Raw genomic sequence first — 12,942 nt, 5'->3', positions numbered from 1 at the left:
TATGAGATCTAGTAAATACACAAAATACATTGCAATTGCACTATTGTTGCTTTTTTTAATCACGAGTCTATTAGCTTAAAAGTTAGTTGATTAATATGAATAGAGTTTGTATTACCTTGTTATTGTTGGCTTTGATAAGTTGTAAAAAAGAATCAGCAACCGTAGGTCCAAAATGGACTGAAGCTGATAAAAAGCAAATGTCTGCAAAGCCAGCATTTAATAATGTTACCCCAAAAATAGATACGATTCATATTTCTGGAAACGGAGAAATTGGTGAGAGTAACTATATTTTAGCTTCTTTTTTAGATAAGAAAATAGATAAAGATAGCCTCATAACTGTTCAATACAAACTTGATTTTTTTACTAACAAAACAAAAATAGGCTCGGAGAAAGTTACCATTGTCCCATTTACCGAAGGTTCGGCTTGGGGAGCTTCATATGGTTTATCGAAAGAGGACAATGCTTCGGTGTCGCCTTTTATCCAGATTAGTTTTGGATATGAAGCTTGTGGATATAATCAGCAATACTTTTTGTTTTATCTAAAAAATAATAAGGTGCAGCTTGTACACGACTGGGACTCTATGAGTGATGGTGGTTGGGGAAGTTGGTTAGAATTTGGAGGAATAAATCTTAAAAATGAATCAGTTTCTTTTTATAGTAAAAGAGTTTCTTACGGTGGTAAAGAAGGTGTTGATGATGAAGAAATGGGAACCGTTGAACATTCGGATTCTACCTTGTTTCATTTGAAAAACAATAAATGGGAAAAACGATTGTTAACCCCGAAGGGGAAGGTATATTGGAAAAAGGATATTTCTTTTAATGAATTTTATCCTCAAACTGCAACAGAATAAAAAAAGCCTCGCAATCTGCGAGGCTTTTCATTTATACTAACATAGAGGTTTTATTTCTTAGCAAATTTCTTAACGATTCTTTTTCCATCGCTATTTAATTCGATAATATAAATACCTGTATTTAGGTTGCTTACATCAATTGGGTTTCCAGATAACTGACCAGAACCAACTTGTTGTCCTAAATTATTTGTGATTCTGAAAGTCGATCCATTGCTTTTTGCAAATGAGATATTCAATTCATTATCTACTGGATTTGGATATAGAGCAAAACTAGATGTTTCGGTAGTTTCTATAAATCCGGCAGCAATTTCTGGAGTAACTATTGGTCCAGCAGCAGTAATGTTTATTGAATAATCCTCTACTTGTCCATAAGAGAAAGCTTCACAAGAAGTAGGGATTCCGTTGTATTTCATAGAAACTCTCATTCTTGTTGTTCCAAGGGTTGCCGTAGCTGGGATTGTTATTGTTCCAGTTACTGGAGTCGTAGTAGATGTTGCTTTTGTCCATACTGTTTCTCCTGCATCTGCAAAATCACCATCTTGGTTGTAATCTATGAAAACAGCATAACCTTCGCTATAGACTGTTGATGTCCATGATGGAGTTATTGTAATTGTATATGCTGTTCCTGCAGTTGCATTTGTAGAGATAGATGTGAAGTTTTCATACCCAGCTGTTCCTGTAGATGTATTGCTGATTGTTCCAAAAACTACCTTTCCAATTTTTTCATCGGCAGTGCTATTTCCTTGAGAAGTACAATAACTTATTGTGTTTGCAAGTGTTGTTACACTTACAGTATTACTAGCTGTTGATACATTACCTGCTGCATCTTTGGCTTTTACGCTAAAATTATAAGTTGTTAAAGCAGTTAATCCTGTTACAGTATAGCTTGTAGTTGCAGATGAACCTTTAAGAGTTGTTCCTTCGTAAATGTCATATCCTGTAACAGCTACATTATCTGTAGAAGCTGTCCATGATAAATTTGTTGTTGTACCTGTTGTTCCTGATGCAGCTAGTGCTGTTGGCGCTGTTGGTGCAACAGTATCAGTAGAAGCTACATAGGCTGCTCCAACTCCAACTGCATAAAATGAATTTGTTGTTGCAATAACCTCAGGAGAACCTGCACCATATAAATCTATTGCCGATTGTATTCCAGATGTTCTGGCATTGGCAAAAGTTGAGTTTGCTGTTAAATATACACTCTCTAAACGGAAAGCAATTTTTGCTGCTTTATCAATTGTGATTCCAGTAACGCTATATGAACTTCCTATGTCGTTTGTTCCTGTCTTACCTACAGACAGAATATAAAACCAGTGATTTAATACACCAGAATTTGTATGAACTCCACAATAATCATTGCTACTTGTTGGTGTACAATTTACGTTTACCCAATTTGTTCCTCCATAAGTATCTGGTTGTCCTTCAGATTTTGGGTTATTCATAGAACGTAAAGCAAGATGTCCTGCTCTTCTTTCGATATCTTCACCAACCAACCAAGTTGATTTTGTAGGTGCAGCACGGTATTCGATACAAGCGCCCCAGATATCCGAGAAACCTTCATTCATTGCTCCGGATTCTTTTTGGTAAGCCAAATTTGCGGTGTATGTACAAACTGCATGACCTATTTCATGTCCAGCAACGTCAAGAGCTGTTAAGATGTCAAAATAAGTTCCGCTTCCGTCTCCATAAGTCATTACACTACCATCCCAGTAGGCATTATCGTATGCATTACTGTAATGTACATAACTTTTTATGACTGCTCCTGCATTATTAAAACTATTTCTGCCATGAACTGCCGACCAGTAATCGTATGTCATTTCTGCTCCCCAATGAGCATCCAATGCCCCATTGTCTTTATTGGCGTTGTTATACTCAGCAGCAGTCCAGTTATTATCAGCATCTGTAAAATTTACTGCAGCTGTATAACTGGTTCCTTTTTTCATATTAAATGTGTTTACACCTGAACCTCTTGTTGCATCTGCTAGTATATAATTGGATCCACTTAAAGTAGTTTGGATTACTTGTGTTCCACTGTAACGTGTGGCAGCGTTTCCTGCAACAATAGCCATTTTGGAATTTGAAGCTTCCTTTTGAGTAGTTGTATTTGCACTAGCCAATTTTGATTTGCGACCATGACTATACTCTCCAAGATGTTTTATAGTTGCATTATAGAACAATACCTGTCCGTTTTCGGCATCTATGTATAAATCGCCTCTACTTACCGGATTTGTTGCGTAAATGTCAAATTTATAGGCTAAACGAACCTTGTCGCTTTTTCTGTTTAAACCTTGATCTTCCATTGCTGGTAAAAATACCAGTTCGCCTTTTGGTTTTTCATAACCAATCTCTTTGGCGTCCTGAGGACTCTCCCACAAGTACTTCTTAGCACCAGTGTAGCTAATTGCTCTATTAAAAGCGTCTTGAGCCGAAAGTTTTGGTTTTGTATTTACTTTGTCGATGTTGTAATATTCACCATTCATCGATACTAATTTTCCATCTTTTGAGTGCAAGGAGTAGTTTGCAAATTCTACTTTAATACCTTGTTCGTATAATTGGAATTTTTCATGCGTGTAGCCTTGTGGGTCAGATTCAGTTTTGACTCTTGCAAAAGACTGATTTTCCTTTAAACCTAATTGGTCTTGGAAGACTTTTTGTGAATCGGAACCTTTATAGGTCGATTTCTCACTAAAAGTAATTAAGCTTGGTTGTCCGTTTTCGGATAAATTTTTCTCACTTACGCGTTTGTCTGTTACTTGCGCAAATGCAGATAAAGAAAATGTAAGCACAACGGCGGTTGTTGTGACAATTTTGGGTAAAGTACTTTTCATAATCGATTTGGGTTTAATGTTAATTTAATTATTCCATAATAGCAATTAAAGTATGTAGGTAAATACCTTAATTAATTATAAAAGTATAAACATTTTGTTAAATAAACGTTTTAAAACACCATTAATCGATGAAAAACAACATTTGTTATTAAAAATCCATTAATTATTAACAAAAAAATAATATTTATCAGAAATAACCTGTTTTTATTGCTATATTGTTGATTTGTAGTTGTTTGGAATTGTGAGTGCCTACCATTGTTGAATTTTTTTTAAAAGATGTATGTAATTTATGTTAAGAAATTATGAATAAAAAAGGCTAACATTTCTTACGTGTTAGCCTTTTTATATATGTTTTTAAGATGAATTATTAGTCTATAGTCATCTCTGGAATATCACCTTCTATTATTAAATCGGCTTCGGTAGAAGCTATAATATGTTCTACGGAAATACCTGGGGCACGTTCCAAAAGTTTAAAACCTTTTGGTGTTATTTCTAAAACGGCTAATTCGGTAACGACTTTCTTTACACAGCCAACTCCAGTTAAGGGTAAGGTGCATTTTTTTAATATCTTAGATTCGCCTGCTTTGTTTACATGCATCATGGCAACAATAATATTTTCGGCAGAAGCTACCAGATCCATCGCTCCCCCCATTCCTTTTACCATTTTCCCCGGGATCTTCCAGTTAGCAATGTCACCGTTTTCGGAAACTTCCATAGCACCAAGGATGGTTAGATCCACTTTTTGACTACGAATCATTCCGAAGCTAAGTGCAGAATCAAAAAAACTAGCACCAGGAAGTGTCGTAATAGTTTGTTTTCCTGCATTAATAATATCAGCATCTTCTTCTCCTTTAAAAGGAAAAGGCCCCATTCCTAGAACGCCGTTTTCGCTTTGAAATTCAACGTCGATTCCCTTCGGAATGTAGTTTGCTACCAATGTTGGTATTCCGATGCCTAAATTCACGAAATAACGGTCTTTAAGCTCCTGTGCAATTCGTTTTGCAATATCTTCTTTTGTTAACATATCTTTTTTAATGTGTTAATTAGAAAATTTGATAATTAGATAGTGTTAGAATAATTACCTAATTGACAAATTTTCTCATTATCTAATTTCTCTGTCTCACCGTACGTTGCTCAATTCTTTTTTCAAATTTTTCTCCTTGAAAGATACGTTGTACCATTATCCCGGGAATATGAATTTGATTTGGATCAAGTGTACCAACTGGAACTAGTTCTTCTACTTCGGCAATTGTGATTTTTGCAGCGCCTGCCATGCAAGAATTGAAGTTTCTGGCCGTTCCTTTAAAAACTAGATTACCGGCTTCGTCACCTTTCCATGCTTTAACAATAGCAAAGTCAGCTTTGAAAGCGTGCTCCATGATATGCATTTTTCCGTTGAATTCACGAACTTCTTTTCCTTCGGCAACTTCGGTTCCATAACCTGCGGGTGTGAAAAAAGCGGGGATTCCGGCTTGTGCTGATCGACAACGTTCGGCTAGTGTTCCTTGCGGAATAAGTTCTACATCTAATTCTCCTGAAAGCATCTGACGTTCGAATTCGGCATTTTCACCTACATAAGAAGAAATCATTTTCTTGATTTGCTTTTTTTGCAATAATAATCCCAAACCAAAATCATCGACACCTGCATTGTTAGAGATGCAAGTAAGATTTGAGGTTTCTGTTTTTACCAATTCGGCAATAGTGTTTTCCGGAATACCACATAAACCAAATCCGCCAAACATAATTGTCATGTCGTTTTTGATTCCCTGAATTGCTTCCTGAACTGTGTTGACTTTTTTACTAATCATATTATTTGTCTTGTATTGACGTATATTTTTGATAAAAATACCAATTTTAGATTAAATTATAACGATTTCGTAAAAAATAAATCTACAAGGTAATTTGCCGGATATAATTTAACAACGATTGTGATTAACCGCAGAGGACGCTAAGGTTTACGCAAAGTTCGCAAAGCTTAATTTATTAAATAACTTTGCGAACTTTGTGCTTTTATCTTTGTGAACTTTGCGGTTAATTTTTAAGCCACAGATTACCCTGATTAAAAGGATTTAAAAACTTTGTACCCTTTGCGTAAATCTTTTCTTCAAGTTTCTGTTTTTGGATTAATTTGTTCTAAAAAAATATCCTTTTATTTCTTCCGAAAAATCAGAAGAAACAAAAGGATATAATATTATTTTAAAGCTAAACTACAGTTCGAATTCGTCTGTATTTTGTTCTGTATTGGTTGTGTCTTTTACTTTTGGAGCCGAGTAACAATCTACTTTTATGGATAGATTTGCAGGTCTTTCAAATTCAGACTTAGAAACTTGTAAAGTAGGATCGGCGTAACAAAGTTTCATAAAGTAACCCCAAACTGGTAATGCAGCAGTTGCTCCCTGACCGTAAGTGATAGTTTTAAAACGTGCCGAACGGTCTTCACAACCTACCCAAACACCAGTAACTAAGTTTGGAACCATACCCATAAACCAACCATCAGATTGATTTTGTGTCGTTCCTGTTTTACCTGCAATTGGATTCTTGAACAAGTATGGATATCCAGTCCAGCGTTTGTCGCCGCTACCGCCACCTTGAGTGCGTAAACGTGCTCCTGAACCACTTTCGGTAACACCTTCAAGAAGTTTTATTACTGCAAAAGCGATATCTTTATTTAATACATCATGAGATTCTGGGATCGGTTCATAAATTACTTCACCGCTTTTGTTCTCGATTCGGTTTAAGAATTGAGGTTTTACATATACACCTTGATTTGCAAATGTGCTGTATGCTGCAACCATATCTTCAACAGTGATTTCTACTGCTCCCAATGCAATTGAAGGTTGTACCGGAATTTGAGATTTTACACCTAATTTATGTGTTAACTCAACTACTGCTTCCGGACCAACGCGGTCTATTAATTTTGCCGAAACAGTATTGATAGAGTTTGCCAAACCTTGTTTTAAGGTTACCATTCCGCGGTATCTGTTATCTGAGTTTCTTGGTTCCCAGTCGGCCGTAACGTGATGACGTCCTTTGTGTATCATAAATGGACCATCAAGAATTGAGTCACAAGGAGACATGTTTAATTGTTCAATGGCTGCTGCATAAACAAACGGCTTGAATGTAGAACCTACTTGTCTTGCTCCTTGTCCAACGTGGTCGTATTGGAAATATTTGTAATTGATTCCTCCAACCCAAGCTTTTATATTACCGGTTTGTGGCTCCATTGCCATTAAACCAGATTGTAAAAAGTGTTTGTAGTAACGGATAGAATCCATTGGAGTCATGATAGTATCTCTTTCACCTTTCCAGGTAAAGACAGTCATTTTTGCTTTTTCACTAAATGATTTTATGATTTCGTCATCACTTTTGTCAGCAGATTTCATCACTGCCCAGCGATTTGAAGATTTCATAGCCTGCATTAAAATTCGTTGTGTTTCAGCTTCAGAAATATTAACAAACGGTGCGTTTTTGTTTGTTTTGGATTGCTGAAAGAATTCTTCTTGTAGATTTTTCATGTGTGCCGAAACAGCTTCTTCAGCATATGATTGCATTCTGGAATCGATAGTTGTGTATATTTTCAATCCATCTTTGTAAATGTTGTAGTCTGAACCATCTGGTTTTTTATTTTCGGCTACCCATTTTTTCATGTAATCACGCAAATATTCTCTAAAATAGGTTGCAGTTCCTTCTCGGTGGCTTTCTAGTTTGAATTTTAAAGAGATAGGTAACGCTTGTAGTTTGTTCTTTTGATCGTTAGTAATCATGCCCGCTTTTTCCATTTGCGAAAGCACAACATTACGGCGATTTTTAACTCCTTGTGGGTTTCTTACCGGATTGTATAAACCTGAGTTTTTGAACATCCCAACTAACATAGCCGATTCATCCATGGTTAGATCTTTCGGTTCTTTGGAGAAATAGGTTTGTGCTGCAGAACTTACTCCAACAGAATAATTTCCAAAATCATATACGTTGCAGTACATTGCAATGATTTCATTTTTAGTATATTGTCTTTCAAGACGAATAGCGATAATCCATTCTTTTACTTTTTGTACAATTCTAAAAGGTAAAAACTTAGATCCTTCACCATGAAATAATTGTTTTGCTAATTGTTGTGTAAGCGTACTTGCTCCTCCGCTGGTTCCTAAACTTGCAACGGCCCTTAATGTTCCTCGTCCATCAATACCTGAGTGGTCGTAAAAACGTTCATCCTCAGTAGCCACAAGTGCTTCGACCAAACTTTTTGGAAGGTCGGAATATTTTAATTGAGATCTATTTGTTTGGAAGTATTTACCGATTACCACTCCATCTGACGAAATGATTTCGGTAGCCAAATTAGAATCTGGATTTTCTAAGTCTTCAAATGAAGGCATAGAACCAAAAATTCCCCATGAAGCAAATAAGAAAAAGGTAATAACACCTAATAAACCGTAGCCAAAAATTTTCCAAAAGGTCTTTTTGTAATAATTGATGTCTTTCTCAGTTTTTGTTGGATTGTTTTTTTTAGCAGCCATATAAATCTATTCTAATCTTTTTTTTCAATTCTAAAACCTACATCTGTAATTCCGTCAAGTTGTTGTACACCAGGAACTTTTCCTGATTCTCTAACCGCTTGTTTAATATGAACTTTATACTTTCCTTTAAATTTTACATTTTCTTTATAAAATAATTTACTTTCTTTTATATCTGTAAAACCATTACCCATTAAAGTACCGTCTGGATTTGCCATTTGGTATTCAAGAGTATCTACTTTTGTAAATCCGCTTTGGGTCTCAATAGCAACAATCAAAAATATATTATTAAAAGGATAGTTGTTGTTATCTCTCAGATTCACAAATAAATTGTATCGTTTTGTTGAGTCTAATTCAGGTAAATTGAAGGTAACGATGCTGTCCTTGTGCCATGCAGATCCTACCGATTTATACTCATCAAATACTCTTTTTTTATCGCATGAAAAAAGAAGTATAGCCACCAAAAGTAGAATCCCGCTATTTTTTATTCTCATTTTTTGTAATAATTATTGGTTTTCTAGGTTCTGCAGGTTTTTTATCATTTGCAGCGTTATTATTGGGCTTATTGTTATTTCCAGATGGTTTATTGCCTTTTGGAGCCTGATTCTTTGGAGTTTGAATGTTTGGAGTAGTTGCTGCAGCAACATTCTCACCAACAGTTTTGCGTTTTTTAGCTGGTTTTTTCTTTCTTTTAGGTTGATCAAAACGAGTTAAACTTTCTTGACCCATTGCATTATTGAAGTCTTTCTCTGGTTCTTGAGTGATTTCTATTGCGAAATCTTCAAGTGAAGAAACTCTATTTTTGAGTTTGTTTTCGGCAATGATTTCCTTTACCTGATCAATTTTTAAAACATGCCAATTTGCAAAGTTATTCGTGTAAGCAAACCACATTAAACCTTTAAAAATATCTTGTTTTTGGCAAATAGCATCGCCTTTTTCGGTAACTAGTTTAGTGTCGTAATCCGGGAAATCTTTAAGAGCATCCATATAAGTGTCAAGCTCGTAGTTTAAGCAGCACTTAAGTTTTCCGCATTGTCCAGCTAGTTTTTGTGGGTTTAAAGACAGTTGTTGATAACGTGCCGCAGAGGTGTTTACACTTCTAAAGTCGGTTAACCATGTTGAACAACACAATTCTCTTCCGCAAGAACCAATTCCTCCTAAACGTGCAGCTTCCTGGCGGAAACCAACTTGTTTCATTTCGACTCTTGTACTGAATTCTTTAGCAAAATCTTTAATTAAAAGTCTAAAATCGACCCTGTCATTTGCAGTATAATAAAAAGTTGCTTTTGAACCATCTCCTTGAAATTCGATATCAGAAATCTTCATTTCGAGTTTTTGTGCTATCGCCAATTCGCGCGCACGAACTTTCATCGGCTCTTCTTTTTCGCGTGCTGCCGACCAAATGTCGATATCTTTTTGAGAGGCTTTGCGGTAAATTTTTGGAACTTCATTACTAGTAGGATTAACTCCTTTTTTCTTCATTTGAATTTTTACCAATTCGCCTGTAAGGGTTACAATTCCTATATCGTGTCCGGGAGATGCTACAGTTGCAACGATGTCTCCAATACTTAAAGTTAATTTATCTGAGTTTCTAAAAAATTCTTTTCTACCGTTCTTAAAACGTACTTCAACACAATCAAAAGGAGCTTCTCCGTTGGGCAAACTCATATTCGAAAGCCAGTCAAAAACTGTTAATTTATTGCAGCTATCGGTGCCGCAAGTCCCATTATTTTTACAACCCTTTGGTGCGCCACCATCAGAAGTTGAACAACTTGTACATGCCATAATTTTATATGTAGTGTCGCAATTAATGCAACTTAAGTTCTTAAAAAGATTAATGTGTAAAGATAGTATTTTTTTTAGTTCGCATTTTAAGGATTATTCCTAAGGTTTGTTAAATAGGTAAACGGTTCATTTTTAAGTCAAAACACTTTTTCAACAGTTGTTATTATTGGCTTATTCTATTACATTATTGTCTTTTACCATCAACGAGCTTTCTTTAAAAAGAGGAATTTTGCAGCGTAAAAAAATCCAAAAATATTACTTACTCTATAAAAATGCAAATTAAGTAAAAATGGATTGTTATCTAATTGTATGGCTTTTGAAAAGGTAAGAGTCATTTGCTTCTAAATTACTTTTCTATGCAAAATTTTACTTATAAGAAATTTCTTTTTCTTTATTCTTTCATTCTTTTATTCTTTGTTACTTTTCAAATCAGGGCTCAATTTCCTTTTTCTGAAAGTTTTACAAATAGTACTGCTCCTAATATACAATTTGGCGGATCACCTCCTGCTCTTCTTACTGGAGGTGCCGGATTAAAAAATGGGTATCAGGATTCTGAAGGGAATGGTTTTTTAAGATTAACAAATAACGGAATACAACAACGAGGAATGGTATGGTCTGATTTGTATGCCTTTCCTTCTGCATACGGAATGACTATTTCTTTTGAATATTATAGCCATACAGGAAACGGATCTAATGGCGCCGATGGTATTTGCTTTGTATTATTTGATGCAGCAGTACCTTTGGTTACTTCGGGAGCTTATGGGGGTTCATTAGGTTATGCTCAACAGAATGGATTAAACGGTTTTTCGGGAGGATATCTAGGCATAGGGATTGATGAATATGGTAATTTTGCTGCTAATAGTGAAGGAAAAAGTGGAGGTACGGCACAAGTTACCTCTAATAGCATTGTATTACGGGGTAAGGGATCAGGAACTACTGACTATCCTTATCTAACGAGTACACAAACCACAGCTTCGCCATATTTATTTAGCGTGCCAGGAAAAGATAGAACAGCAACAGACAATTCTAAAGCTGGTTTTAGAAAAATAGAAATTGTACTAAAACCTAGAGCAGCAGGTGGTTTTTTTATTGATGTTTATTTAGAACATGGCAATACTAAATCCTTATTGATAAACAATTATGAGTACATAACTGAAGCTCCTCCAATGGTAAAATTTGCTATTTCATCCTCAACTGGTGGAGATAACAATTTCCATGAAATACGAAATTTAAATCTTTCTGTAGATCAGCCTACACTTTTTGTGCCGAAAGCGAAGTCAAATGCTATCTCTGGATGTGCTGGCTTACCAGCTACAACTTCTACAGATATAAACACTAATAATGACGGAACTGTCAATGTAATGGCAGCTATAAATAGAGAATCAATAGACTTAGATCAAGATATACCGGGTATTCAATCATCCAAAACTGTTGCAGGAAAAGGAACATTTACTTACGATTATATTACAGGGAAAGTAACATTTACTCCTTTAAATAATTCTGTAGAAGGGCCATTAACAATAAATTATACTTTTAATGATACTTATGGTAAAACATCTAATGTTTCTGCCATAACTTATAACTCTGTAGTAAATAGACCTCCTGATGTTTTGGAAAGTAAAATAATCTGTTCTGGAGATATCTATACTTGGCCTGTAAACGGACAGTCTTATTCTATTTCAGGAACTTATACCAAAATAAATGATGGCTGCACAGCGAATCAAGTATTAGAATTGACTGCTACACCAAGGGCAACAGATGTTATTACAAATGGAGTTACTGTATGTAAAGGTGATACAGGATCATTAAGTATAGCCACAAACAACAGGCCGTCAATATCTTTTGATGACACTTGGTATCCACTTACTGATCCTAAAACATTTATGCCGAGTCGTAGAAGTGACAACATTCCTAAATGTATATTTTATGATACTAAAGGGGCAAGTTATCGTACAATTACTTTTTCAGTAAATGTTACGGGTACGTATACCTTAAAAATGACTGGTTTAAATACAGATTATAGGGCGGGATATATATATAAAGGGAATTACATTTTAGGGACTTGTCCTGAGGATGGAACATGGATAACAGGAGATGATGATTATGGAGTAATGGGTGCTAAAATTCCAACTTTAACAGCGCATCTAGAAATAGGGACTCTTTATACGCTGGTTTCTCTTGTTAATGCATATGAATCGCAAGATCCCTTAGATTACACCTGGACATTAACACCGCCAGATGGTGGAGGCTTTTTTTTAAATCCTATTAATGCATGGTATACTGCGGCGACTGGTGGAGCCCCAATTGGTTGGGGAACTACATTTAATCCAGTAGGGGTGCCAGGTTCAAATTTGCCAAATACAAGTACAGCTGGTAGCACTACGTATTATGTAGGAGATATAACAGAATGCACTGTGAGGGTTCCTGTTATTTTTAAAATTAAAGAAGATGCAACCGTTGGGGCTTCTTCATCTACACCAGTAGTTTGTATTAATGAAATTTTACCATCGATTACTCATATAACATTAGGAATTACTGGTATTGATTCATCAATCAACTTGCCAGCAGGGGTTACATCAAGTTTCTCAAATAATACTATTACAATTAATGGTACACCAACAGTAACAGGTATTTTTAATTACAATATTAACTTAATAAAAGACGATAATTATTGTGGTACTGATACAGCAACCGGAACTATTACTATTAATGATAAACCAACAGCGGTAACAACAACAGAGAATATCTGCTTTGGAGATTCCTTTGTTTGGGATGTAGACGGACAAACTTACATTGCTTCGGGAACTTACACCAAAAACAATAATGGATGTACAGCCGATCAGGTATTGGAATTAATTGTTGGTGCAAAACCCACGACCGTAACAACAACAGAGAATATCTGCTTTGGAGATTCCTTTGTTTGGGATGTAGACGGACAAACTTACATTGCTTCGGGAACTTACACCAAAAACA

General features: G+C 35.5%; 7 protein-coding genes and 1 pseudogene. 2 read left to right on the top strand and 6 right to left on the bottom strand.

What is annotated here, in order from left to right; all coding sequences use genetic code 11:
• The first annotated feature begins 95 nt into the window (after positions 1-95).
• Positions 96-851: a hypothetical protein gene (locus tag OIU83_RS22205; RefSeq protein ID WP_264208463.1), complete on the top strand. Its 756-nt coding sequence runs from the start codon at positions 96-98 to the stop codon at positions 849-851.
• A gap of 50 nt (positions 852-901) precedes the next feature.
• Here OIU83_RS22205 and OIU83_RS22200 read toward each other — a convergent pair whose 3' ends face one another.
• The 6 genes from OIU83_RS22200 to OIU83_RS22175 form a co-directional block, all read right to left on the bottom strand.
• A complete protein-coding gene (locus OIU83_RS22200) occupies positions 902-3,676 on the bottom strand; it encodes a M4 family metallopeptidase (RefSeq protein ID WP_264208462.1) in 2,775 nt (924 codons plus the stop codon).
• 367 nt (positions 3,677-4,043) lie between these two features.
• Complete coding sequence (locus OIU83_RS22195) at positions 4,044-4,700, bottom strand: CoA transferase subunit B (RefSeq protein ID WP_264208461.1); 657 nt, start codon at positions 4,698-4,700, stop codon at positions 4,044-4,046.
• A gap of 82 nt (positions 4,701-4,782) precedes the next feature.
• Complete coding sequence (locus OIU83_RS22190; protein WP_264208460.1) at positions 4,783-5,484, bottom strand: CoA transferase subunit A; 702 nt, start codon at positions 5,482-5,484, stop codon at positions 4,783-4,785.
• A gap of 399 nt (positions 5,485-5,883) precedes the next feature.
• Entirely contained in the window at positions 5,884-8,187 is a 2,304-nt protein-coding gene (locus OIU83_RS22185) for a penicillin-binding protein 1A (RefSeq protein WP_264208459.1), read from the bottom strand.
• An 11-nt stretch (positions 8,188-8,198) separates the two neighbouring features.
• Positions 8,199-8,678 (bottom strand): gliding motility lipoprotein GldH, encoded by a 480-nt coding sequence (locus tag OIU83_RS22180; protein WP_264208458.1) that lies wholly within the window; start codon positions 8,676-8,678, stop codon positions 8,199-8,201.
• Positions 8,662-9,969: a PSP1 domain-containing protein gene (locus OIU83_RS22175; RefSeq protein ID WP_264208457.1), complete on the bottom strand. Its 1,308-nt coding sequence runs from the start codon at positions 9,967-9,969 to the stop codon at positions 8,662-8,664. Before OIU83_RS22175 ends, OIU83_RS22180 begins: the two co-directional genes overlap by 17 nt.
• Positions 9,970-10,325: 356 nt before the next feature.
• On the opposite strand from OIU83_RS22175, the pseudogene OIU83_RS22170 reads away from it, so the two are divergent.
• Positions 10,326-12,942: pseudogene (locus OIU83_RS22170) on the top strand (hypothetical protein); the annotation flags it as partial.

Origin of the sequence: Flavobacterium shii, assembly GCF_025847235.1 — a bacterium.
Taxonomy (GTDB): Bacteria; Bacteroidota; Bacteroidia; order Flavobacteriales; family Flavobacteriaceae; genus Flavobacterium; species Flavobacterium shii.
The sequence above is the reverse complement of the archived record's forward strand: the minus strand, read 5'-3'. Positions and strand labels throughout refer to the sequence as shown.

Bases quoted from the DNA above. Each gene is read 5' to 3' on its own strand.
- OIU83_RS22205 (WP_264208463.1), top strand. From the start codon at position 96: ATGAATAGAGTTTGTATTACCTTGTTATTGTTGGCTTTGATAAGTTGT.
- OIU83_RS22190 (WP_264208460.1), bottom strand. From the start codon at position 5,484: ATGATTAGTAAAAAAGTCAACACAGTTCAGGAAGCAATTCAGGGAATC.
- OIU83_RS22200 (WP_264208462.1), bottom strand. From the start codon at position 3,676: ATGAAAAGTACTTTACCCAAAATTGTCACAACAACCGCCGTTGTGCTT.
- OIU83_RS22180 (WP_264208458.1), bottom strand. From the start codon at position 8,678: ATGAGAATAAAAAATAGCGGGATTCTACTTTTGGTGGCTATACTTCTT.
- OIU83_RS22195 (WP_264208461.1), bottom strand. From the start codon at position 4,700: ATGTTAACAAAAGAAGATATTGCAAAACGAATTGCACAGGAGCTTAAA.
- OIU83_RS22185 (WP_264208459.1), bottom strand. From the start codon at position 8,187: ATGGCTGCTAAAAAAAACAATCCAACAAAAACTGAGAAAGACATCAAT.
- OIU83_RS22175 (WP_264208457.1), bottom strand. From the start codon at position 9,969: ATGGCATGTACAAGTTGTTCAACTTCTGATGGTGGCGCACCAAAGGGT.